General features: G+C 60.0%; 22 protein-coding genes. 20 read left to right on the forward strand and 2 right to left on the reverse strand.

Annotated elements, in window-relative coordinates; genetic code table 11:
- Positions 1–75 precede the first annotated feature (75 nt).
- From NKT35_RS18185 to NKT35_RS18205, 5 genes are all read left to right on the forward strand, one after another.
- On the forward strand, positions 76–1,389 hold the full coding sequence (locus NKT35_RS18185; protein WP_254295653.1) for an aerolysin family beta-barrel pore-forming toxin: 1,314 nt from the start codon (positions 76–78) through the stop codon (positions 1,387–1,389).
- A 185-nt stretch (positions 1,390–1,574) separates the two neighbouring features.
- Positions 1,575–4,394, forward strand: coding sequence for a valine--tRNA ligase (locus NKT35_RS18190; protein ID WP_254295655.1), 2,820 nt, complete (start codon positions 1,575–1,577; stop codon positions 4,392–4,394).
- A 23-nt stretch (positions 4,395–4,417) separates the two neighbouring features.
- Entirely contained in the window at positions 4,418–4,927 is a 510-nt protein-coding gene (locus NKT35_RS18195) for a hypothetical protein (RefSeq protein ID WP_254295657.1), read from the forward strand.
- Positions 4,928–4,949: 22 nt separating this feature from the next.
- Positions 4,950–5,531, forward strand: a complete 582-nt coding sequence (locus NKT35_RS18200; RefSeq protein WP_254295658.1) for an immunity protein Imm33 domain-containing protein — start codon at positions 4,950–4,952, stop codon at positions 5,529–5,531.
- Between the two features lie 1,113 nt (positions 5,532–6,644).
- Positions 6,645–7,319 carry a BRO-N domain-containing protein gene (locus NKT35_RS18205; protein ID WP_254295660.1) on the forward strand — a complete coding sequence of 225 codons (675 nt, stop codon included), beginning with the start codon at positions 6,645–6,647 and terminating at the stop codon, positions 7,317–7,319.
- A 140-nt stretch (positions 7,320–7,459) separates the two neighbouring features.
- Here NKT35_RS18205 and NKT35_RS18210 read toward each other — a convergent pair whose 3' ends face one another.
- Positions 7,460–8,302: a PhzF family phenazine biosynthesis protein gene (locus NKT35_RS18210; RefSeq protein ID WP_254295661.1), complete on the reverse strand. Its 843-nt coding sequence runs from the start codon at positions 8,300–8,302 to the stop codon at positions 7,460–7,462.
- A gap of 472 nt (positions 8,303–8,774) precedes the next feature.
- Between NKT35_RS18210 and NKT35_RS18215 the strand changes: the two genes are divergently transcribed.
- The 4 genes from NKT35_RS18215 (at position 8,775) to NKT35_RS18230 (ending at position 12,564) form a co-directional block, all read left to right on the forward strand.
- The gene (locus NKT35_RS18215) at positions 8,775–9,854 is read left to right on the forward strand and encodes a calcium:cation antiporter (protein ID WP_254295663.1); all 1,080 of its coding nucleotides are present in this window, start codon (positions 8,775–8,777) and stop codon (positions 9,852–9,854) included.
- Positions 9,855–9,987: 133 nt separating this feature from the next.
- Positions 9,988–10,191 (forward strand): hypothetical protein, encoded by a 204-nt coding sequence (locus tag NKT35_RS18220; protein ID WP_254295665.1) that lies wholly within the window; start codon positions 9,988–9,990, stop codon positions 10,189–10,191.
- A 43-nt stretch (positions 10,192–10,234) separates the two neighbouring features.
- Positions 10,235–11,596, forward strand: coding sequence for an aspartate aminotransferase family protein (locus tag NKT35_RS18225; protein ID WP_254295667.1), 1,362 nt, complete (start codon positions 10,235–10,237; stop codon positions 11,594–11,596).
- Between the two features lie 107 nt (positions 11,597–11,703).
- Positions 11,704–12,564 (forward strand): methionyl-tRNA formyltransferase, encoded by an 861-nt coding sequence (locus tag NKT35_RS18230; RefSeq protein WP_254295668.1) that lies wholly within the window; start codon positions 11,704–11,706, stop codon positions 12,562–12,564.
- A gap of 195 nt (positions 12,565–12,759) precedes the next feature.
- On the opposite strand, the gene NKT35_RS18235 is transcribed toward NKT35_RS18230, so the two are convergent.
- Positions 12,760–13,791 carry an NAD(P)H-dependent flavin oxidoreductase gene (locus tag NKT35_RS18235; RefSeq protein ID WP_254295670.1) on the reverse strand — a complete coding sequence of 344 codons (1,032 nt, stop codon included), beginning with the start codon at positions 13,789–13,791 and terminating at the stop codon, positions 12,760–12,762.
- Positions 13,792–13,869: 78 nt separating this feature from the next.
- Between NKT35_RS18235 and NKT35_RS18240 the strand changes: the two genes are divergently transcribed.
- From NKT35_RS18240 to NKT35_RS18290, 11 genes are all read left to right on the forward strand, one after another.
- Entirely contained in the window at positions 13,870–14,061 is a 192-nt protein-coding gene (locus tag NKT35_RS18240; protein WP_254295673.1) for a hypothetical protein, read from the forward strand.
- A 149-nt stretch (positions 14,062–14,210) separates the two neighbouring features.
- Positions 14,211–14,942, forward strand: a complete 732-nt coding sequence (gene rpsB / locus NKT35_RS18245; protein WP_254295674.1) for a 30S ribosomal protein S2 — start codon at positions 14,211–14,213, stop codon at positions 14,940–14,942.
- A gap of 75 nt (positions 14,943–15,017) precedes the next feature.
- Positions 15,018–15,884 (forward strand): translation elongation factor Ts, encoded by an 867-nt coding sequence (gene tsf / locus NKT35_RS18250; protein WP_254295676.1) that lies wholly within the window; start codon positions 15,018–15,020, stop codon positions 15,882–15,884.
- A gap of 91 nt (positions 15,885–15,975) precedes the next feature.
- Complete coding sequence (pyrH, locus tag NKT35_RS18255) at positions 15,976–16,695, forward strand: UMP kinase (protein ID WP_254295678.1); 720 nt, start codon at positions 15,976–15,978, stop codon at positions 16,693–16,695.
- A gap of 77 nt (positions 16,696–16,772) precedes the next feature.
- On the forward strand, positions 16,773–17,330 hold the full coding sequence (gene frr / locus NKT35_RS18260) for a ribosome recycling factor (RefSeq protein ID WP_254295680.1): 558 nt from the start codon (positions 16,773–16,775) through the stop codon (positions 17,328–17,330).
- Between the two features lie 40 nt (positions 17,331–17,370).
- Positions 17,371–18,102, forward strand: coding sequence for an undecaprenyl pyrophosphate synthase (gene uppS, locus NKT35_RS18265; protein WP_254301411.1), 732 nt, complete (start codon positions 17,371–17,373; stop codon positions 18,100–18,102).
- A gap of 6 nt (positions 18,103–18,108) precedes the next feature.
- A complete protein-coding gene (locus NKT35_RS18270) occupies positions 18,109–18,915 on the forward strand; it encodes a phosphatidate cytidylyltransferase (RefSeq protein ID WP_254295681.1) in 807 nt (268 codons plus the stop codon).
- 17 nt (positions 18,916–18,932) lie between these two features.
- On the forward strand, positions 18,933–20,117 hold the full coding sequence (ispC, locus tag NKT35_RS18275) for a 1-deoxy-D-xylulose-5-phosphate reductoisomerase (protein ID WP_254295683.1): 1,185 nt from the start codon (positions 18,933–18,935) through the stop codon (positions 20,115–20,117).
- Positions 20,111–21,454, forward strand: a complete 1,344-nt coding sequence (rseP, locus tag NKT35_RS18280; protein ID WP_254295684.1) for an RIP metalloprotease RseP — start codon at positions 20,111–20,113, stop codon at positions 21,452–21,454. The genes ispC and rseP overlap by 7 nt, the downstream gene beginning before the upstream one ends.
- Before the next feature lie 9 nt (positions 21,455–21,463).
- On the forward strand, positions 21,464–23,776 hold the full coding sequence (gene bamA, locus NKT35_RS18285) for an outer membrane protein assembly factor BamA (protein WP_254295686.1): 2,313 nt from the start codon (positions 21,464–21,466) through the stop codon (positions 23,774–23,776).
- A gap of 19 nt (positions 23,777–23,795) precedes the next feature.
- Positions 23,796–24,290 carry an OmpH/Skp family outer membrane protein gene (locus NKT35_RS18290; RefSeq protein WP_254295688.1) on the forward strand — a complete coding sequence of 165 codons (495 nt, stop codon included), beginning with the start codon at positions 23,796–23,798 and terminating at the stop codon, positions 24,288–24,290.
- The last annotated feature ends 9 nt before the right edge of the window (positions 24,291–24,299 follow it).

The following is a 24,299-nucleotide window of genomic DNA, read 5'->3' on the forward strand; positions in this document are numbered from 1 at the left end:
GATGAATCAAAGTTCAGCGCTTATTTTAAGAGCGCCAGAGCTTGTTTTCTCTATTATTTCAGCAGGGGATAAAACATGCATTTGAAAAAAACCATCCTTCCCGTTTCTGTTCTATTCATGGCTGCCCAGCAGCTGGCATGGGCAGCGGATACCGTTCCACAGTTCAATGATGTGGTGTATACGGAAATGTCGCCCGATAATGAATCGACGATTAGAAAAATCGTCACCTCGGATGAGTTCTTCAAGCCATGGTCTTATTTGGCGCATTACTTCGGCTATGGCTGGGTGGGCGGCAATACCAATGGCAATACGGCGGTGGGGAAGGAGTTTGAATATAAGCGCATCGACACCATGTTGGACAATCTGTCGATGCCGGATAATAAGTACCGCTATATGATGAACGCCAAGTACGATCCCAAGGGGCCGGGCGGCTATTGGGCGGACAAGCGTTTCCGCATGGCTTTTTCCAATATCCAGTGGATGATGGAGCCTGGCGACATGCAGCTTGGCGCGCCGGAGCTGTACAATAAAAAGCCATTGAAAGTCGTGAATGTCGAGCTGGAAAACCACAGCGACCAGTCCGATACCGGCGTGGCGAATTTGAAATACGATTCCACGGTGAGCTGGTCAAAAGCCGACAAGATCAGCGTCAGCGGCAAGGTGACGATGACCAATAAGTGGACCGGCGGTTTGCCATTGATAGGCGGGGCGGAAACATCTGTGGCGGTGGAAATCGCCTCCGGCGCCGATTGGACCACCACCAACGGCACCAGCAGCACCACGTCTCAAACGGCGGAGTATCGCGCGGTGCTGCCGCCCAAGAGCAAGCGCATGATCACGCTGACCTTGTTCGAGCAAAAAGCCAATATTCCCTATAGCTCCAAGATGTTTCTGACTTACGAGGCGGAGTTGTACAACTTCTTGCGTTACAGCGATAACGCGCTGAATGGCCATCCCTCCAATCGGCCGTTCTATCTGGCCAAGTTCGGCGGCAAAGACGGCTTGAATGGCGCACAGGACCTGCTGTCGCAATACCTCAATCCGGCCACGTCGAAATGGGACTGGCCATGGGCGACCAACCAATACTCGCGCAGCACCATCGAGTATTACATCGGCGCCATCGCCAAACGTAAGTTCAAGCAGCACTTTACCGGCGTGTTCACCGCCGTGGACTCGACGGCCTACATCATCACCGCCGGGCCGGTGCAGCCGCTGAGCGCGCAGTCGCAGACAGCGAGATCGGCTAACTTGGGGGCTGCGGCCTCGGGCGGACTCCAGTACCGCGTAGTGAGCGGCGACTGGAAAGATGTGCCCGGCAAGCTGAAGAATCTGCAATTCAGCTTGAGCAAGCCGCTTGCCGCGCCGTCGGCCGCGTCGCCGCTCAAATAAGCTTTTGAAGCCATCCGCCATGGCGCTGGCGCATTCTGGCCGGCGCCATGGCGGCTTACTGGCGTTCCCCATGCGCCCGGCTTGGCAAAAAGGACGCCATCGAGTAGGGAAAGGGGCTCGGAGCGCGCGTCAAAACCGGTTATAATCGAGCCATTTTTCCATTCAGAAAACCAAGATTCAGCACCATGGAACAACTTGCCAAAAGCTACGAACCGGGCGACCTCGAGCGCCGCTGGTACCAACACTGGGAACAGGCCGGCTACTTCAAGCCGAGCATGGACACCGCCAAGCCGTCCTTCGCCATCCAGCTGCCGCCGCCCAATGTGACCGGCACGTTGCACATGGGCCACGCCTTCAACCAGACCATCATGGACGGCCTGACCCGCTTCTACCGGATGAAGGGCAACAACACCGTGTGGGTGCCAGGCACCGACCACGCCGGCATCGCCACCCAGATCGTCGTGGAGCGCCAGCTGGCCGACCAAGGCCTGAACCGCCACGACATGGGCCGCGAAGCGTTCACCAGCAAGATCTGGGAATGGAAGGAAAAGTCCGGCGGCACCATCACCAGCCAGATGCGCCGCGTCGGCTGCTCGGTGGATTGGGACCGTGAATACTTCACCATGGACGACGTCCGCGCCGAAGTGGTGACCGAAGTCTTCGTCCGCCTGTACGAACAAGGCCTGATCTACCGCGGCAAGCGCCTGTCCAACTGGGACGCCAAGCTGGGCACCGCCATCTCCGACCTCGAAGTGGTATCCGAGGAAGAAGACGGCCACATGTGGCACATCAAGTACCCGGTGGTCGGCAGCGATGAATATGTCACCGTCGCCACCACCCGTCCGGAAACGCTGCTGGGCGACGTGGCCGTGGCCATCGCCCCGGACGATGAGCGCTACCAGCACCTGCTGGGCAAGCAGCTTGAGCTGCCGCTCACCGGCCGCGCCATCCCGGTGATCGCCGACGAATACGTGGACAAGGAATTCGGCACCGGCTTCGTCAAGATTACCCCGGCGCACGACTTCAACGACTACGAAGTGGGCAAGCGCCACAGCACCCAGCTGATCAATGTGATGAGCCTGGAAGCCAAGATCCTGGCCAAGGCGCAAATTTTCGGCTTCGACGGTTCCGCCCAAGGCACCATCGAGCTGCCGGCCGCCTACGCCGGCCTCACCGCGCAGGAAGCGCGCAAGGCCATGCTGGCCGACCTGCAAGCCCAGGGCCTGCTGCTGGAAACCAAGCCGCACAAGCTGATGGTGCCGCGCGGCGACCGCACCGGCACCGTGATCGAGCCGCTGCTGACCGACCAATGGTTCGTGGCCATGAATAAAGTGGCCGAAGGCGACCCCACCGGCCAATCCATCGCCGCCAAGGCGATCGAGGCCGTGGAGTCCGGCGAAGTGCGCTTCGTGCCGGAAAACTGGGTCAACACCTACAACCAGTGGATGAAGAACATCCAGGACTGGTGCATCTCCCGCCAGCTGTGGTGGGGCCACCAGATCCCGGCCTGGTACGACGAAGACGGCAACATCTACGTCGGCCGCACCGAGGAAGAAGCCCAGGCCAAGGCCGGCGGCAAGACGCTGCGCCGCGAACAGGACGTGCTGGACACCTGGTTCAGCTCGGCCCTGGTGCCGTTCTCCACCCTGGGCTGGCCGGAAGAAACCCCGGACCTGAAAGCCTTCCTGACCTCCAACGTGCTGGTGACCGGCTACGAAATCATCTTCTTCTGGGTGGCCCGGATGATCATGATGACCAAGCACTTCACCGGCAAGGTCCCGTTCAAGGATGTCTACATCCACGGCATGGTGCGCGACCACGAAGGCAAGAAGATGTCCAAGTCCGAGGGCAACGTGATCGACCCAGTGGACCTGATCGACGGCATCGCGCTGGAGCCGCTGGTGGAAAAACGCACCACCGGCCTGCGCCGCCCGGAAAAGGCCCCGGCCATCGCCAAGGCCACGGAAAAGCTGTTCCCGGAAGGCATCCCGGCTTACGGCACCGACGCGCTGCGCTTCACCATGGCCAGCTACGCCACGCTGGGCCGCTCGGTCAACTTCGACTTCAAGCGCGCCGAAGGCTACCGCAACTTCTGCAACAAGCTGTGGAACGCCACTCGCTTTGTGATGATGAACGTGGATGGCAAGGACTGCGGCCAGGACGAAAGCCTGCCGCTGGAATACAGCTTTGTCGACCAGTGGATCATCGGCCGCCTGCAGCAGGCTGAGATCGACGTCACCAACGCGCTGGAAACCTACCGCTTCGACATCGCCGCCCAGGTGATCTACGAATTCATCTGGAACGAGTACTGCGACTGGTACGTGGAACTGGCCAAGGTGCAGATTCAGGGCGGCAACGAAGCCCAGCAGCGCGCCACCCGCCGCACCCTGGTGCGCGTGCTGGAAGTGGCGCTGCGCCTGAACCACCCGCTGATGCCCTTCATCACCGAAGAGCTGTGGCAGACCGTGGCCCCGCTGGCCAACGCCAAGAAGACCGAATCGCTGATGCTGGCCCCGTGGCCGGTGGCGGACGAATCCAAGATCAGCGCCGCGGCCAACGCCCGCATGGACGCGTTCAAGGACATGGTCAACGCGGTGCGCAATCTGCGCGGCGAAATGGGCATCGGCCCGGCCGTAAAGGCGCCGCTGTTCATCGAAACCGCCGACGCGTCCATCGCCGACTTCGTGCCCTACCTGAAGCTGCTGGCCCGACTGACCGAAGGCACGCTGGTGGCCAAGCTGCCGGAAGATGACGCCCCGGTGGCGATGTCCGGCGAAGCGCGCCTGATGCTGAAGGTGGAAGTGGACAAAGCCGCCGAAACCGCGCGCCTGAGCAAGGAGCAGGGCAAGGTGGAAGCCGAGCTGGCCAAGCTGACCGCCAAGCTGGAGAAGCCGGGTTATGTCGACAAGGCGCCGGCGCACTTGGTGGAGCGGGACAAGGCGCAGTTGGCTGAGCTGAATGACAAGTTGGAGAAGATTAGGGCGCAGCTTGCTAAGTTAGCCTGATCTGACGGACAAAACCTCCAGGGATGACCTGGAGGTTTTTTTGTGTTCCAAACAGCACACTTTCGATAGAGAAAGTACTGCTGCCTGGTGATGCAGACTTCGTTGGTCCGGCAATGCCATCTAAATTGTCGCCACAAGCCTATGCCTCGCTCAGAAAGCAGACGCCGACGCAAAGCATTCGCGACATGGTCAATGCGGGTGATGGCCCATTTTCTGATCCGGTATATGGGTATTCTGTCAACCGACTCCAGGCTGACCACATTGTGCCAATGAAGGTCATTACTGAGGTGCCGAACTTCAATATGCTTGAACGGGCCGGTCAGGTTGATGTGTTGAATAATCCGGAGAATTTCATGGGTCTTGGAGGACCATCAAATGCATCGAAGGGAGCTTTGATGTGGTCTGATTGGTCAGGGCATTCGCAGCTTGGGCCCATACCACCCGGGTTTAAACAGCAAATGATTGACCGACAAAATCAGTTGTTGACTATCTTGCAGCAACAAATTAACAACGGGGTTCGCAATGGGATGTAGTAAGCGCCAGATTGGTCAATGGATGTTCAAAGTCAATCATGCCGAAGGGATGGATTGTCAGGCGGACTGGCTGTTGTCTTGTTTTGAAAAGATGCAACATGAAGGTGTGTCGTTTTCTCACGGATTGAGGATAAAGTTGGGTTGGTCAATTTTGGAGTTGCAGAGTGAACAAGGAAACTCCCTCGTTGTATGTGAACCGGACTTTTTACGAAACCCATTTGTTGATTTTCGACCAGATGTGAGTGTCTCGCTACAAGTGCAAGCGTCACAAGTTGCCTTTGTTAATCAGTTGAACCTTGCTCCATTGGAGACGTCGTTTCAAGACAGGATAATTTTCGCAAAAGGTTGCTGGGATGCGAAGAAAATATACATGGAACGAGTTGCTCCAAGACCAGAAAATGGAGATTCTGGGTGGTTTTTCGGTGTTGTTGATGGAAATAATGAGCCGGGAAATTTGCAGTCTGGATTTGTATTCCAACTATTGAAATTGCGCCCAATGTTACTTCAGTTACTTCTGCTTCCTGCTGGGTATATGGTGGTTTTGGACGGTGGTGGAGTTGAGGCCGTCTTGGACCAATATGGGAGTTCTGTCGAGGTTAAATAAAATGAGGCCGCCAGGGTGGGCAGGCCAAAGACTTTGCCAGCATGTTGAATGAGCTGCATGAGTTTGATCGTTGCTTGGGATCGAAGATCGGCGCATCTCCATTGGGGATGCGCCGATTGTCGTTTCTGAGGACGAGCGGCCGAACCCTTTCCCCTTCCGAAATCGGTCACACATTACGCACGCTTACGCGAGCCAGGGCATGCGCCTGCATGGACAGATAGCGCAAGGATGGACGCGGGTGCGGATCCGAGCCTCGACAAAACCATCCACGAAACCATCCACGAAACCATCCACGAAACCATCCACGAAACCATCGACGAATCCATTGACGATTTCGCCGCAAACTCCCGGACAGGATGCCTTTGTAGGCACAACTGGAAAACTGACTCAGGGCGTAGCCCCGAGATCAGGCCACTCGACTGGAGGGCCGTAGGTTGGGCTGAATGTAATGAAGCCCAACGTTTACCGCGTTGGTTTGTTAGGATTTTTGTGCCCGCTCCGCGGGCGGATATTTGAGTGCCGGTTCCGCCCGGCTGACGGGTCCATTTCTTTTGCTCCGCCAAAAGAAATGGACGAAAGAAAAGGCGGCCCAGCAGCGCTTCGAAACCCGGTCTTCAAAGCCATTTTCAAGGAGTCGCCGGAACTAGCGGCGCGCTACCGTCGCGCCGCGTCGAACAGCCGGCGACTTAAAACCTTGAAAATGGCTTTGAAGTCGGCTTGCGCTGATGGGGTAGGGGCACGACGGTTCGTTTCTAAGCCCTGGAACCTTGTCTGTGGTATTCACGCTGTATTACACCCCACCTTCATTTGATTTCCTGCTCTTCTTGCCAGTCTTCCCGCCGTCATTTACTCTTGACCCTCTTGTGCCTGGGTTCTAGCCTTGTCGGATCGTGTTTAACAGCACGATTGGGTTTGGCGACCCAGACTACACGGCAGGCGTAGCTTTGGTTATGTCTGCTGTCCTCGTGCGCGTTCATGCACTCCATGGCGGGCCGGGTGGGGAGACCTCCGGGTCTGCCGGGTCCGTGTAGCCGGTTCGCCAACCCCGCCTTGGCCTGCCACCCTCGTTTGGCGACGTGGGGGCAGTTAGTGAAACTGCACGGAGATTCACTCATGGCACAGTCCATCCAATCACCCGCGTTCTCATCTTTGCGGGAATTCACATTTCTCGATAAACCCTTCCATCTCCTGCATCGCCATAACGGCCTATGGTTCTTTGCCGATGATGTCGCGGCGGCGATCAAATGCCGTACTACGGCGGCCTTGCTGAGCAAGCTGAACAAGGAGGAGGTCCGCGCCATGCCGTTGGGCGGCGGGGAGGTGGTTTGCCTGTCGGAAACCGGCGTGTCCATGGCGATTCGGCGCTATCGCAAGCCGGCGGCGCGGCGGTTTCGGCGTTGGCTGGAGGAGGAGCTGCTGCCGGCCTTGCGGCGGGAGGGCGAGGAGGCGTTGACGGCGGATCAGCTGGAGCTGGCCTTGGCGCTGGCGGCGGAGGCGGCGCGGCAGGTGAGCCGGGCGGTGCTGGATGCGGTGTTGGAGAATGGTGAGGTGTGCTGGCAGCATACCCGCTGGCTGGTGACGCTGGACTACGAGCGCCATAACCGCCAAAAACACCCGCTCGGCCGCATGATGGGCCTCAACAGTTCCGTCGCCACCCTGGATGCGCTGGCGGAGTTGATCGCCGTGCCGGACGGCATGCCGGCCAGCGATACCGAGCTGGTGAAGTTGGCGGCGGCCTGCCATCTGAGATTGGCTGAGCGGATGAGCCTGCGAATAGGGGATGAGTGATGTAGGGTGCGTCACCCCCTTCTTGGCGGCGCAACGCACCGTTTGTTTTCCGTACCTTTCAAATGTTGATCCGGTGAACGATGTGGGCGGTGCGTCGCCCCTGCGGGTGATGCACCCTACCGGGCTGCGGACCTGGGCTGTTATAGAGTGAGACGGCCTTCAATGCAGCTTACGGCATTGCCGCCGATCCACACATCGTCGCCCACCTGTTCCACCTCGATGCGGCCGGCGCGGCCCATGCTCAAGCCCTGGCTGACGCGATAGCTCGCTGGCGCCATTCCAGCCCCCAGCAACCATTGGGCAATGCCGGCGTTCAGGCTGCCGGTGGCGGGGTCCTCTGGCATGCCATCGCCTGCGATAAAGGCTCTTACCTCGAACTGCGCATCGCTATCGTCGTGTTGCGGATCGCAAGGGGCGATCACCCCCACCGCCAGCCCGATCAAAGCCGGATAGTCGGGCTTGAGGTCCAGTACCTGCTGACGATTGGCGAGCATCACGGCCAGCCAGCCCGCGCCATTGTCTACCCATTGGGCGTCGACAATCTCTTCGGGCGCCAAGCGCAAGCCCAGGCGCACCTGTTCTAGCAGCTCGGCCGAGACGGGGCCGGAGCGCAGCAAGGGCGGCGCCAGAAACGCCAACTGTCCCGCGTGGCGGCGAATCCGTATCAGGCCGACCTCGCATTCTTGAATGATGTCTTCTCCTTGCGGCTTTCCTCCGGACTCCAGCCAGGCGTGGCAGCTGCCCAAAGTGGGATGGCCGGCGAAGGGCAGTTCTTCCAGCGTGGTGAAGATCCTCAGGCGGTAGTCGGCGCGCGGGTCTCTGGGCTGCAGGATGAAGGTGGTCTCGCTGAGATTGGTCCAGTTGGCAAAGGTGGCCATCTGCTGGTCATCGAGCCCATCAGCATCGAAAACTACGGCCACCGGGTTGCCCTTGAGGGGAGTGGAGCTGAAGACATCGACCTGCTTGAAGTTCATGGAATTCATGGAATGTTCTGTTCATGCACGGGTTGGGCGGCTAGTCTACGCGCATTTTTCGCTGCGCCGCGGCGAATGAAAATCATATTTGCTGCCAGGGGCTCATCATGGCGGCTTGCGCGCTCACGTATCCGCTCCTGCGCAGCCCGGATGTTTTGTCGTAGAGCTTGGCCGCATCGCGGCGGATTGTCCCCAATGTTTGAGGCAATAATCCCCTGCGCGGCCTTGATCGAGTTGTTGTGGCGGTTCTGGTGCATGGCGCTAGGGCGTGCCATCTCGGCGGCGCGCCGCAAGGCTTGTTTACAAAGTCCGAACCCATTGGCCTTATCGTGGTCTATTCATTTAATGCTGCTATGCTGTGGCTAAAGCAGCCTTCATGCAGGTTTCTCGATCGCACTCCCAGAATGGTTGCCCGGCTTGTTCCGGCTTGGCTTTTGCCGGGCGGGGCCGGCGGCCGTTCGTCAACAATAAGGAAAATCCATTGGCTCATAACACGATTCCGCGCTGGACCATCATCACCCCTGTATTGGCCTGGGCCGCCATCGCCGCGTCTTCAGCTGCGGGCGGGCATGCGCTCTATCTGACGCTGCTGGCGGTTTTGCTGGCGGGGACGGTTTTTGCCGCGGTGCATCACGCCGAGGTGGTGGCGCATAAGGTGGGCGAGCCTTTCGGCACGCTGATCCTGGCACTGGCGGTGACGGTGATCGAGGTGGCGCTGATCATTTCCTTCATGCTGGGCGGGGGCGAGGAGAAGCTGGCGCTGGCGCGGGACACCATTTTTTCCGCCATCATGATCACTTGCAACGGCATTCTGGGCATTTGCCTGCTGCTGGGCGGCTTGCGCCATCGCGAGCAGAATTTCCAGCTCAGCGGCGCCAAAGCGGCCTTGACCGTGCTGGCGGCGATTTCGGTATTGGCGCTGGTGCTGCCCAACTATGGCACCAGCCAGCCGGGGCCCTTGCTGTCGTCGTCGCAGCTGGCGTTTACCGGCGTGGTGTCGCTGGTGCTGTACGGCGCGTTCGTGTTTGTGCAAACCATTCGCCACCGCGATTATTTCCTGGTGGAGGGCAGCCATGACGAGGACGAGCATGCGCCGCCGCCGTCCAATAAGGTGGCCATGTTGAGCGTGGGCGCGCTGTTGATTTGCCTGGTGGCGGTGGTGACCCTGGCCAAGCTGCTGTCGCCGTCTATTGAGCGGTTTGTGTTGGAGGCGGGCGCGCCGGCGGCGGTGGTGGGCATTATCATCGCCTCGCTGGTGCTGTTGCCGGAGGGGCTGGCCGCCGCCAATGCGGCGCGGGCGGACCGGGTGCAGACCAGTTTGAATCTGGCGCTGGGGTCGGCGCTGGCATCCATAGGCCTGACCATTCCCACGGTGGCGATGATTTTCGTGTTCATGGGCGAGCCGCTGATTCTTGGCCTGGAAAACAAAGAAACCATCTTCCTGTTGCTGACGCTGGTGGCATGCTCCCTGTCGCTATCGGTGGGCCGCACCACGATTTTGCAAGGCATCGTGCATCTGGTGATCTTCGCCTCTTTCGTATTTTTTGCCATCAGCCCCTGAGCGAAAAGCTGTAAGTGAATGCAAAAGCCGCTGGCCCTGCGCTGGCGGCTTTGCTGTTTCAGCGGGTTGGTTGTGACCCCGTCAGGCTGCTGCGGGAAGACGTATCAGCATTTGGCTGATGTCGAGGTGTGCCATGCGCAAGGAAACTTCTGGGCGCGTTATATATTTCAATCTGGTGGTCGGCTCCAGCGCCGGCGGTTGGCTGATCGTGCGGCATGGCATGTCGGCGGCGATCTGGGGCGGAGTTGGCTTCGCGTTGGCGGCTTTGCTGTGCGTGGCGATCCGAATAGCCTGGCTGCGGCTTGGCGAGCGGCAGCGGACGCTGGCACGGGCGTAAGGCGTGTTGTCGCTTGCGCATGAGATGCATAGGGGAGGCAGGCATGGCGATTCGGCATGGCATCGATATGAATAAGGCGGAAGCCTTGCACCGCGCTGAAGCGAGCGATTTCCTGCGCCGGCATCTGCGCTCGCAGGCTTTATCCAAACAGGCGGAGCGGCATTTGCTGTTTGGCGTGCCCATGCACTGGATGGCGGACTGGCCGACGCCTTGCGGCTTGTTCATCGAGCAGGCGCAGGGAGTGGCCTTGCGGGATGTCGATGGTGGCGAGTATGTCGATTTCTGCCTGGGCGACACCGGCGCGATGTTTGGCCATGCGCCGGCGCTGGTGGTGGACGCCATAACGCGCGAATCGGCCAGAGGGTTGACAGCCATGCTGCCGGGCGAGGACGCGCTGTGGGTGGCGGAGGAGTTGGCGCGTCGTTTCGGCCTGCCGGTTTGGCAGTTCGCGCTTTCCGCCAGCGACGCCAACCGTTTCGCCATCCGCTGGGCCCGCGCGGTGACGGGGCGCGATCAGATCCTGGTGTTCAATGGTTGCTACCACGGCACGGTGGACGATGTTTTCGTCGATTTGAAAGACGGCGTCGCCAAACCGCGGGCCAGCTTGCAGGGCCAGGTTTATGCCTTGACCGAGCATACGCGGGTGGTGGAGTTCAACGATCTGGCGGCGCTGGAGGCGGCTTTGGCCGATGGCCGGGTGGCCTGCGTGCTGGCCGAGCCGGCCATGACCAATATCGGCATGGTCTTGCCGCAGCCGGGTTTTTGGGCGGCGGCGCAGGACGTCATCCGCCGGCACGGCAGCCTGTTGCTGCTGGATGAAACCCACACCATCAGCAGCGGTCCGGCCGGTTATTCCGGCGAATACGGCCTGGAACCGGACTTGCTGGTGGTGGGCAAGCCTTTGGCCGGCGGCTTGGCTGCGGCGGCCTATGGTTTCAGCGAGGATCTGGCGCGGCGAGCGCATCGGGCCAAGCTGGACGCGCCGGCGGGGCATTCCGGCATCGGCACCACGCTGAGCGCCAATCGCCTGGCTTGCGCGGCGATGCGGGCCAATCTGGCGGAGGTGATGACGGCGGCGAATTACCGGGTGATGCAGGAGAGGGCGGCGCAGTTCGCCGAAGGCATGCGCGCTTTGCTGAGCCGTTTGGGTCTGCCTTGGTGTGTGACGCAGTTGGGGGCGCGTTGCGAATTCCAGTTTCGTTTTTCTCCGCCGCTGAATGGCGGCGAGGCTGCGGCGGCGCAGGATGAGGAGTTGGAGCGCTTCATCCATCTTTACTTGCTGAATCGCGGCTGTTTGATCACGCCTTTCCATAATATGTTGTTGTTCGCGCCGGCTTTGGCGGAGAGCGATGTGGCGCATTTGCTGGGAAGCTTTGAAAGCTGGCTGGAGCGGGTGCGCGGGTAAACAATTGTCCGGGATTCGGCGGCTTCTGTTAATTTCAGTGTCATCTTCCGGGGCGGCGGCAGGGCGGATGGTATAACGCAAGCTGATGCCGTTTTCTGGAATGATCCATGCGCTTCGCCATTACCTTGTCCGACCGATTCAAGCCGGTGCTGGATGTGTTTCTGCAGGCCGGTTGGCAGCCGCTCAAAGTATTCTGCACGCCGGTGGACCACCGCATGCACCATCACAAACTGTCGGTGGCTTTCGCCGAGCAGCGCAAGCTGCCTTTGCAGCTGTCGCCGATGCGGCCCCAAGACCTGCAAGAGTTGGCGGAGATGGGCTGCGAGACGCTGATTCTGGGCAGCTATAACTGGCGGATACCGGATTGGACGCCTTATCTGCGCTACGCCATCAACTTTCATCCATCCTTGCTGCCGGAAGGGCGCGGACCCTATCCTCAGGTGCGGGCCTTGCTGGAGGGGCGGCGCGAGTGGGGCTGCACCTGCCACAAGGTGGGGCCGGAATTCGATAGCGGCGATATTTTGGCTCAGGAGCGTTTCGCGCTGGGCGAAACGGACACGCATCAGGCGCTGGACATCAAGCTGCAACTGGCCTTGCATAGGCTGAGCCATAAGGTGGCCGGCGATTTCGAGCGTTTGTGGGGCGAGGCCCAGCCACAGGGAGAGGGCGGCAGCTATTGGCCGCTGTGGACCGATCAAGACCGTATCTTGGACTTCAAGCGCGGTACGGCAGATTTGCTGCGGCAGGTGCGGGCCTTCGGCGATTTCGAATGCGCGGCCACTATCAATAACGTCACCATTTTCATTCATCGCGCCGAGGGCTGGGTGGAAACCCATGGCTTCGCGCCGGGCTCCTTGATCTACTCTCAGGCCGAGCAACTGCTGGTGGCGACAGGGGACGGCATGCTGCTGGTTACCGAGTGGAGCTTGTACGGCCCAGATGTGATTAACGGCAGGCTGCGCAAGTAGGGAGGTAGCCCGGCTTGGCCGGGCGCTCCGCTGCGCTGGCTGGATTTCTGGCGGCAAGGCTAATGGCGGAAGGCCTCTGGAGGGGCTCCTGCCCGACATTGTGTAGCGTGGGCGATGCGCGCTGTTGCCGCATCGTTCGCATGGACAAGCCTTGGGCCGGCCATTCGACGGAGCGCCCCTGAAGGGGCTTCCGCCCTACAGCTCGATCAATTGTTTGCGGCGCGCATCGGCCTGCGCCATGATTTGATCGAATAGCGCCTGCACGGTTGGAATGTCGGCGATCAGCCCCTGCGCCTGGCCTATCAGTTGCACTCCCTTCTCGTGATCGCCATCTTGAATCGCCAGCCGTATCGACTCTGTCGCCGCGCCGAACAGCGCCAGCTGCCGCAATGCTTGTGGTTGGGAGATCATGCCGCCTATCGCCACTTTGACCACCGGCATGCCCATGCGGCGAGCCATCTGGCTGGCTCGGAAGGCGGCGGGGATCAGGCCCAGCGGTTTCTTGCAGGCGCGTCTGGCGGCCGGGGTGTCCATCATTCGGCACCATAGTCCGTCGAAATTCTTGGAATACAGCGTGTCGCTGACGCCGCGCTCCAGCACCATCTGCTTGGTAGCGGCGTGGACCGGGCTTTCCTGGGTCATGGCCAGGCGCGAACCCATCGCCACGGCATCCGCGCCCAGCGCTAGCGCGGCGATCAGGCTATTGCCGTCCGCGAATCCGCCCGCCGCCACGATGGGCAGCGAGCTGGCGCGGCGGATGGCGGGCACCAGCACCAGCGAGGTGACGCTGCCGCCATGGGCGGCGGCCTCGTGTCCGGTGACCAAGAGCGCGTCTGCGCCGCATTTTTCCGCCGAAATGGCGTGCTTTTCCGTCACCACCGTGGCCAATACCTTGCCGCCGTAGCGGTGGGCGGCCTCGGCGATCCAGTCTCCCTTGCCCAGCGAGTAATTGATCACCGGCACTTTCTCCTCCAGCGCCGCCTTGGCGTTGTCGGCCGCGCCCGGCATCATCAGCGTGCAGCCGATGCCGAAAGGCTTGTCGGTCAGTTCGCGGATGCGGCGGATGGCGGCGCGCGTCTGCTCGGCGTTCAGCGGGCCGGTGGCGAGGATGCCCAGGCCGCCGGCATTGGATACGGCGGCGACCAGCTCGGGCGTGGCGATATAGCTCATGCCGGGGCAGAGCAGCGGACGTTCTATGCCGAAGAGGCGGGTGATGGCGGTTTGCATGATGGCGGCGGGCGGCTGGTTTAGAATGACGCTCTATTGTTGATGTATTTGTCCTGAAATTCAAACGATTGTTTAAACATGACGCTGATCATTGTATTGATGGCATGGCTGTACGTGGTGGTTCTGTATGCGGCCGGCCAGGCAAGCGTGGCGGCCGGCGCGGCGATTTTCATTTTCCTGGGCGTGGCGCCGACCTGGTTTGTGGCATGGGTGGTCCGCAACAAGCTGCGCAGGCGGCGCGAAACGGAAAAAGAGGCTGGAAAGGCTTGAGCGCGCGGCATTCAGGATGTTAGAATCTCGTGTTCCCTGCCTTGTGGCGGGGAATATTTTAATCAAACTACGCACATCCGCGCCAAAGGGTGCCCGAAGCATCGGGTTGTCTGCGCGGATGGAGGCTTAACCCTTTTAGGAGTTTTTGCATGTCCACCAACGTTACCATGCGTCAAATGCTGGAAGCCGGCGTTCACTTCGGCCACCAAACCCGTTTCTGGAACCCGAAGATGGCTAAGTACATCTTTGGCAGCCGCAACAAGATCCACATCATCAACCTGGAAAAGACTCTGCCGCTGTTCGTGGAATCCCAGGAGTATGTGCGTCGTCTGGCCGCCAACAAGGGCACCGTGATGTTCGTGGGTACCAAGCGTCAGGCGCGTGAGATCGTACGTGAAGAAGCCGCTCGCTGCGGCATGCCGTTTGTTGATCACCGCTGGCTGGGCGGTATGCTGACCAACTACAAGACCGTGAAGCAGTCCATCAAGCGTCTTGAAGAGAAGCGTGCCATCCTGGAAGGCGCTGGCGAGACCGGCTACAACAAGAAAGAACTGCTGGACCTGCAACGCGAAGTTGAAAAGCTCGAACGTTCGCTGGGCGGTATCAAGGATATGAAGGGCCTGCCGGACGCCATCTTCGTTATCGATACCGGCTACCAGAAGGGCACCATTGTTGAAGCCAAGAAGCTGGGCATTCCGGTGATCGGCGTTGTTGATACCAACAACTCCCCGGACGGCATTGATTACGTAATTCCGGGCAACGACGACTCCAGCCGCGCCATCCGCCTGTACGCTCGCGGCATCGCCGACGCCGTGCTGGAAGGCCGCGCTCACTCTCTGCAAGAGATTGTCGCTGCTGCTGAATCGGCTCAAGCCGAGTAAGCAGAAAAAGGGGGCGCAAGCCCCTTTTTTTGGACCCGATTATTTACGTAATCCAAAATATTTAGGAGTAGGAAGATGGCGGAAATCACCGCAAAAATGGTTTCGGATCTGCGCGCGGCCACCGGCCTCGGCATGATGGAGTGCAAGAAGGCTCTGGTTGAAGCCGAGGGCGACCTGGCTAAGGCTGAAGAAATCCTGCGCATCAAGTCCGGCAACAAGGCCTCCAAGATGGCCGGCCGCCTGGCTGCCGAAGGCATCATCGGTTCCTATGTCGAAGCCGGCGTGGGCGCTTTGGTTGAAGTCAACTGTGAAACCGACTTCGTCGCCAAGGATCCGACCTTCCTGGCCCTGGCCGCCGCCGCCGCCAAGGCCGTAGCCATTGCCAACCCGGCTGATGTGGAAGCCCTGGCTTCTGTTGAGGTTGACGGTCAGCAAGTGGAAGAAATCCGCAAGGCTGCCATCGCCAAGCTGGGCGAGAACATGACCATCCGTCGTTTTGTTCGCTACCAGACCGAAGGCGCTATCGCCACCTACCTGCACGGCGCCAAGATCGGCGTGATCGTCGACTACGCCGGTCCGGAGCAAGTGGGCAAGGACGTGGCCATGCATGTCGCCGCTTCCAAGCCGATCTGCGTGTCCAAGGATCAAGTTCCGGCTGAAACCCTGGAACAAGAGCGCAAGATCTACACCGCTCAGGCTGCTGAATCCGGCAAGCCGGCCGACATCGTCGCCAAGATGGTGGAAGGCCGCGTGAACAAGTTCCTGGCCGAGGTGACCCTGATGGGCCAGCCTTTCGTCAAGAACCCGGATCAGACCGTTGAAAAACTGCTGGCCGAGCAAAAAGCTTCCGTCAATGCATTCACCATGTTCGTAGTGGGTGAAGGCATTGAGAAGAAGGTAGTAGACTACGCAGCTGAAGTCGCTGCAGCTGCCAAGCTGTAAGCCCAGGCTTACCGCTTCATCGACGGCACCCTGCCCGCAGGGTGCCGTTTTGCAAACTGAAATACCATAAACCGCCAAATCCGAGGACATCATGAGCCAAGTTCCTGCCTATAAACGCATCCTGTTGAAGCTTTCCGGCGAAGCCCTGATGGGGGATGATAACTATGGTATCAATCGCGCCACTATCGAGCAGATCGTGGGCCAGATCAAGGAAGTTGTGGAGCTGGGCATCGAAGTGGGCGTGGTGATCGGCGGCGGCAATATTTTCCGCGGTGTGGCGCCGGCGGCGGCCGGTATGGATAGAGCCACTGCCGACTACATGGGCATGATGGCTACCGTGATGAACGCGCTGGCGCTGAAGGATGCGATGACCAAGGTGGGCCTGATCGCCCGCGTGCAGTCCGCGCTGACCATGCAACAGATCGCCGAGCCCTATGTGCGCGGCAAAGCCATGCAGTACCTGGAAGAGGGCAAGGTGGTGATTTTCGCCGCCGGCACCGGCAACCCCTTCTTCACCACTGATACCGCCGCGGCGCTGCGCGGCATGGAAATGAACGTCGACATCATGCTGAAGGCCACCAAGGTGGACGGCGTATACACCGACGATCCGAAAAAGAACCCCGATGCGGTGCGCTATCAGAGCGTCACCTTCGACGAGGCCATCTCGCGCAATCTGAAGGTGATGGACGCCACTGCCTTCGCGCTGTGCCGCGACCAGCATCTGAACATCAAGGTGTTCAGCATCTTCAAGAACGGCGCGCTGCGCCGGGTCGTGCTTGGCGAAGACGAAGGCACGCTGGTACACTGCTGAGTTTGAAAATTGCTGAGGGCGAAAACGGCAATGGCCGTTTTCGCCTTGTCATTTGAAGTATTGTTTTGGAGTGCGACATGATTAACGACATCAAGAAATCGGCCGAACAAAAAATGCAGAAATCGCTGGAGGCGTTCAAGAACGACCTGGGCAAGGTTCGTACCGGACGCGCCCACACCGGCATTCTGGATCATGTCATGGTTGACTACTACGGCAGCGACGTGCCGGTGAACCAAGTGGCCAACGTCACCCTGATCGACGCGCGCACCATCGGCGTCCAGCCGTGGGAAAAGCCGATGCTGGCCAAGATCGAAAAAGCCATTCGCGATTCCGACCTGGGCCTGAACCCGGCTTCGATGGGCGAGATCATTCGCGTGCCGATGCCGATGCTGACGGAAGAGCGTCGCAAGGACCTGATCAAAGTCGTGCGCGGCGAGGCTGAAGGCGCCCGCGTGGCGGTGCGCAATATCCGCCGCGACTCCAACACCGATTTCAAGAATCTGCTGAAGGACAAGGCCATCACCGAGGACGACGAGCGTCGCGGCCAGGATGAAATCCAGAAGCTGACTGACAAGTACATCGCCGAAATCGACAAGATGCTGGCCGCCAAAGAAGCTGATCTGCTCGCAGTGTAACCAAGGGGCTCGGATCTTGTTTGCCGGTTCTGTAAAAAAAATGCCGGAGGGGTGCGAGCCGCCCCGGCATATCGCCATCATCATGGATGGCAACGGCCGCTGGGCCAAGAAGCGCTTTTTGCCGCGCGTGGCGGGGCATAAGCGCGGTCTGGACGCCGTGCGCGAGGTGGTCAAGGCTTGCAAGGAGATGGGCGTGGGTTATCTCACCCTGTTCGCCTTCTCGACTGAAAACTGGCGCCGCCCCCAGGAGGAAGTGTCCTTCCTGATGGAGCTGTTCCTGCGGGCGCTGGATAATGAAGTCGCCAAGCTGCACAACAACAATATCCGCTTGCAGGTATTGGGTTCGCGTGAGCGCTTCAATGCGGAATTGCGCGAACGCATTGAAAAGGCGGAAGCGAAAACCGCCGGCAATGATGGCCTGGTGTTGAGCATCGCCGCCGATTACGGCGGGCGTTGGGACATCGTGCAGGCCGCCAATCGCCTGCTGGCGCAAGGCGCCGCTGAAATTACCGAAGAGGCGCTGAGCCGGGAGCTGAATCAGTCCTGGGCGCCGGAGCCGGATTTATTCATACGCACCGGCGGCGAGCAACGGATCAGCAATTTCCTGCTCTGGCAGCTGGCCTACTCCGAACTCTACTTTACCGATCTGCTGTGGCCCGACTTTGACCGGGCGGCGCTGGAGCAGGCCCTTTCCTCGTACTGGCAGCGCGAGCGCCGCTTTGGTCGCACCAGCGAGCAATTGCCGGAGCATCTGCGCCGCGAGAAACCCTGACCCTACATGCTCATTACGCGAATTCTGACCGCGCTGGCGCTGCTGCCCTTGATGCTGGCAGCGCTTTTTCTCTTTCCTGCCGACGCCTGGGCGGGCTTCTCCTGGTTTGTCGTCGTTCTTGCCTTGTGGGAATACACCCGCATGGCCAAGATGCCTTTGCTTCAACAGGCGTGTTATCTTGGCTTGACGACGGCCTTTGCCGCGCTGGCATGGCTTGATCATTGGCGCATGCCTCTGGCCGGACATGGCGTGGCCTTGGCCTTCTGGCTGGTCCTGGTGCCGATTTGGCTGGCTCGCCGTTGGGCGCTGCCCAGGGGCCTGGGCGCCTGGGTTTTGGGCTGGGTGTTGATGTTGCCGGCCTGGTTCGCTTTCCTCGAGTGGCGTCCCAATCCCAGCAGCCATGACGCGCTGGCCTTGTTGGCGGTGATGGGCTTGGTGTGGGTGGCGGATATCGCCGCTTATTTTTCCGGCAAGGCCTTCGGCCGCCGCAAGCTGGCGCCGGCCATCAGCCCGGGCAAGAGCTGGGAAGGCGTGTATGGCGCCGTGGCGTGCGTGGGCTTGTACGTGGCGGCGGTAGACCATTTTGCCTGGCTGGATATTAAATTGCCGCTGTGGGCGTTATTGCTGCTGGCTTTGCCTTTGACTGCCGTCAGCGTCGGAGGCGATTTGTTGGAGTCCTGGTTTAAACGCACGGCCGGCATTAAGGACAGCAGCAAGCTGCTGCCGGGCCATGGCGGCGTTTATGATCGCATCGACAGCCTGATCGCCGTGCTGGCGGTCACCAATGCCCTGCGCGCGCTGGGCGGCCTGTAATTCTGGAATCGATTCAAATGAGCAAACCTCAGGGCATTACTGTGCTGGGGGCGACGGGCAGCGTGGGTTGCAATACCCTGGATGTCATTTCCCGTCATCCCGAACGTTATCGCGTGGTGGCGCTGACCGCGCATCGCCAGCTGGACAAGCTGTTTGAGCAGGCCTGCCGTTTTCGGCCGGAGTATCTGGTGGTGGCGGATGAAGCTTCCGCGCTTGCTTTGCAGGCCAGGCTTGCCTCCAGCGGCGTGGTGGCCGAAGTGCTGCATGGGCCCGAGGCGCTGATTCAGGTGGCTACTTTGCCGCAGGTCGATGCCGTGATGGCCGCCATCGTCGGCTCGGCGGGCTTGCCCTCCGCCTTGGCGGCGGCGTGCGCAGGCAAGCGCATCTTGCTGGCCAATAAAGAATCGCTGGTGGTGGCCGGGCGTCTGTTCATGGATGCCGTCCGCGCTGGCGGCGCGCAGTTATTGCCTGTCGATAGCGAGCACAGCGCCATCTTCCAGTCCTTGCCGGCCGATTATGCCGGCGATCCGGACGCTTCGGGCATCCGCAATATCATTCTGACCGCCTCCGGCGGTCCGTTTCGTTCCCGCTCCGCTCAGGAAATGCTGAATGTCACGCCGGAAGACGCTTGCCGTCATCCCAACTGGAGCATGGGGCGGAAAATCTCCGTCGATTCGGCGACCTTGATGAACAAGGGCCTGGAAGTGATAGAGGCGCGCTGGCTGTTCAATGTCGCGCCCAGCCGCATCCAGGTGGCGGTGCATCCGCAAAGCGTGATCCATTCGATGGTTCAGTACAAAGACGGTTCGGTGCTGGCGCAGCTGGGTTCGCCGGATATGCGCACGCCCATCGCCTGCGCGCTGGCGTGGCCGGAGCGGATCGAGGCGGGCGTTGAGTCGCTGGACTTCTTCTCTTTGTCGGATTTGAGCTTCGAAAAGCCGGATCTGCAGCGCTTTCCTTGCTTGCGGCTGGCTTTTGACGCGCTGGAAACCGGCGGCGACGCGCCGGCGGTGCTGAATGCGGCCAATGAGGCGGCGGTGGCGGCGTTTCTGGATGGCCGATTGCGTTTTGTCGATATCGCCAAGGTGGTGGAAGAAACCATGGCCGGCGTGTCGGCGGCGGCGAGCGACACCTTGGAGGCTTTGTTGGCAAAAGATGCCGAGGCCAGGCGCTTCGCCGAGGGCAGGGTGGCCGCATGTTGACGCTGTTGGCTTTCCTGGCGGCCATCGGCCTGTTAGTGACCTTTCATGAGCTTGGCCACTACTTGGTCGCCAAGCTGTGCGGCGTCAAGGTGTTGAGGTTTTCTTTGGGCTTTGGCGCGCCCTTGCTGCGTTTCCGCCCGCGGGAAACTGAATGGGTCATTTGTCCGATCCCACTGGGCGGCTATGTGCAAATGCTGGACGAGCGGGAGGGCTTCGTGCCCTTGTCCGAGCGGCCGCGCGCATTTACCAGCCAGAACGTGTTCAAGCGGATGGCGATCGTCGCGGCGGGGCCTGTGGCGAATCTGTTGCTGGCGGTGTTGCTTTACTGGGTGGTGGTGGCGCAGGGCGTGCCGCAGTTGCGGCCTTTGATCGGTTCTGTGGCGCCGCAGACGCCGGCCGCGGCAGCCGGCTTTTTGCCCGGCGACCGCATTGTGTCGGTTTCGGGCCAGGCGGTAGCCAATTGGCAGGATGTGCGCATGCAATTGGCGGATGCGGCCATGTCTTCCTCTTCCGTCTCCGTAGCGGTGGCTACGCCGGATGGCAAGGGCGCCAGCCGCGTGCTGGAAGCGCAGCGCTTTGGCGAAAAGATGGTCGAGGCCATGCAGCAAGGCGAGGCGGGTTTCATGCCGGCTCGTTTTTTGCCGAAGATCGGCGCGCTTGAGCCGCAAGGCGCGGCTGCCAAGGCCGGAATGAAAACGGGTGACTGGCTGACGGCTGTGAATGGCCGTCCGCTGGCTTCGTGGACGGAGTGGGTGCAGATCATCCGCAATAGTCCCGGGAAGGATTTGAAGGTGACCATCCGCCGCGAGGGCAAGTCTCAGGAAATCGCCTTGCGCCCTAGCTCGGTGACGGAAGGCGACGAGGTGGTCGGCCGCATCGGCGTGGCGCCTTCGCCGGACGAAGCCTGGAATCGCTCCTTGTCGTTCACCATGCATTACGACGGCGCCTTGGCCTTGCTTGAGGCGGCGCGCAAGACGGCGAACACATCCTGGATGAGCTTGAAATTCCTGGGGAATATGCTGATTGGCCACGCGGCCTTGAGCAATTTGTCCGGCCCGCTGACCATCGCCACGGTGGCGGGGCAGACCGCGAGCGAAGGCCTGGTTTCCTATCTGGAATTTTTGGCGCTGATCAGCGTCAGCATAGGCATTTTGAATCTATTGCCCATACCGGTTCTGGATGGCGGCCACTTAATGTATTATGTCGCGGAGCTGGTCAGAGGCAAGCCCGTGAGTGAACGGGCGCAATTGCTCGGACGAAAGATTGGTTTCATCTTGCTGGCGTCTTTGATGGCGTTCGCCATGCTGAATGATTTCAGCCGCCTATTTGGGGGTTAAAACACACCTATGAAATTGAAGCTACTTGCAGCCGCAGTGCTGGGGTTGTCGATGGCATCCGCCGCCATGGCCGCCGAACCGTTTGTAGTCAAGGACATCCGCGTTGAAGGCCTGCAACGGACCGAGCCCGGCACCGTCTTCAACTACCTGCCGGTCAAGGTGGGCGATACGTTTACCGATGCCAAAGCCCAGGAGTCCATCAAGGCCCTGTTCAATACCGGCTTCTTCAACGATGTGCGTATCGAGAACCGCGGCAGCACCTTGATTGTGACTGTGGCCGAACGGCCGGTGATCACGCAGCTCAACATCAACGGCGCCAAAGAGTTCAGCAAGGACCAGCTGAAAAAGGCGCTGAAGGATAACGGCTTCGCCGAGTCGCTGATTTTCGATCAGGCGCTGCTGGATGGCGCAGTGCAAGAGCTGAAGCGTCAGTATTACAGCCGCGGCAAGTATTCGGTGCAGATCACGCCGTCGGTGACCAAGCTTGAGCGCAACCGCGTTTCGGTGACATTGGATGTCAGCGAAGGCACCACCGCCCGCATCAAGGAAATCCGCATTGTCGGCGCCAAGGCTTTCTCGCAGTCCAATCTGCTGGACGAGTTCAGCCTGACTACCGGCGGCTGGCTGTCCTGGATCACCAAGGACGACCAGTACTCCAAGCAAAAGCTGACCGGCGATCTGGAAAAGCTGCGCGCTTTCTACCAGAACCAAGGCTATATGGAGTTCTCCATCGACACCTCCCAGGTGTCGATCAGTCCTGAAAAAGAGGACATGTATCTGATCGTCAATGTGCACGAGGGCAAGAAGTTCACCGTGTCCGATGTGCGCTTGGCGGGCGATCTGAAAGTGCCGGAAGCCGATCTGCGCAAGCTGATCAGCATCAAGAGCGGCGAGACCTTCAATAACGAGAAGGTGACCGAGTCGGTCAAGGCCATCAGCGATCGCCTGGGCGAAGAGGGTTACGCTTTCGCCAACGTGAATGTGTTGCCTGATATCGATCACGAGAAGCAGACTGCCGCCTTCACCTTCTTTGTCGATCCGGGCCGCAAGACCTATGTCCGCCGCGTGAATATCGCAGGCAACAGCAAGACCCGCGATGAAGTGGTGCGCCGCGAATTGCGCCAGTTGGAAGGCGCGCCTTACAACTCCGCCAATGTGAAGCGCAGCAAGGAGCGTCTGGAGTTGCTGGGCTATTTCGAAGATGTGAATATCGAAACGCCGGCCGTGTCCGATGCGCCTGATCAGGTCGATATGAACATCAACCTGAAAGAGCGCTCCACCGGCAGCATCTCCGGCAGCTTGGGTTATGTCCAGGGCGAAGGCCTGGTGCTGGGCGCCAATATTTCCCAGAGCAATATCTTTGGTTCTGGCAAGTACATGTCGATCGGCATGAGTACCGGCAAGGTCAATAAAAACTACGCCTTGTCGTTTACCGACCCGTACTTCACCGAGGATGGCGTCAGCCTGGGCTATGATCTGTATGACCGTGTCTACAACCCGGATGCTACGTCGATTTCCGCGTACAAAACCGGCACCGTAGGCGCCGATGTGCGGATGAGCGTGCCTATCACCGAGTATGACCGGATCAATTTCACGCTGGGCGCTGAAAAAACCGACATCACCACGTACGATAACAGCCCTCAGCAATACATCGACTTCGTCAAGCAGTACGGCAACAGCAACTACACGGTGCTGGGCACAGTGGGCTGGGGTCGCGACACCCGCGACAGCGCCTTGTGGCCGACGCGCGGCGCGTCGATCAGCGTCAACCTGAATGCCGGCCTGCCAGGCGGCACCATGCAGTACTATCAGCTGACCCATAAGCAAAGCTGGTTCTTCCCGCTGAGCAAGACGTTTACGCTGATGCTGAACGGCGAGCTGGGCTATGCTGACGGTTATGGCAAGACCAAGGTGCTGCCGTTCTTCCAGAACTTCTATCTGGGCGGCATCGGTTCGGTTCGCGGCTACGACAACAGCAGCATTGGTCCGCAAGATGCGAACGGTAACTTCATCGGCGGTAACCGCAAGGCAGTGGCGAACGCGGAGTTGCTGTTCCCGATGCCTGGGATGAAAGACAACAAGTCGGTCCGCCTGAGCTTGTTCCTGGATGCGGGCACCTTGTGGAACACCAACTGGACGCCTGGCGCGAACGATCCGCGCATTTCCAACAGCGCCCAAGGCGGGCTGCGTTACTCCACGGGTTTGGCGGTGACTTGGTTGTCGCCGGTAGGACCGATGAAATTCAGCTTTGCCAGACCGTTGAAGCGTGAGCCGAACGACAAGCTGCAGCAATTGCAAGTGCAGATGGGTGCCACGTTCTAATCGATGTGAGGATGAAATCATGAAAGCATGGAAACAGTGGCTGGCGGTTTTGTCCTTGGCAGCGCTGCCGGTTTTGCCGACGCATGCGGCAGACTTTAAGCTGGGCTTCATCAATGTGGAGCGCATCTATCGCGAGGCGGGCGCGTCCATCGCCATCTACAAAAAGCTGGATCAGGAGTTCGCGGTTCGGCGGGATGAGTTGAAAAAGATGGAGGCGCGCGCCAAGGATCTGGAGTCGCAGCTTGGCAAGAATAGTTTGTCCCAGGATGACCGCAAGCGCTTCGAGCGCGAGTACGCCAGCCTGGATCGCGACTACCGCGCCAAGTCCCGCGAGTTCGGAGAAGACTATAACCAGCGCCGCAACGAGGAGTTCGCCGGCGTGACCGAGCGCGCCAACCGCGCGCTCAAGGACATCGCTCAGCGCGAGCAGTATGATTTGATCCTGCAGGAAGCGGCATACATCAATCCGAAGTATGATCTGACCCCGCAAGTGCTCAAAGAGCTCGACAAGTAAGCGCCCACT

The organism is Chromobacterium sp. IIBBL 290-4 (genome assembly GCF_024207115.1).
GTDB lineage: Bacteria > Pseudomonadota > Gammaproteobacteria > Burkholderiales > Chromobacteriaceae > Chromobacterium.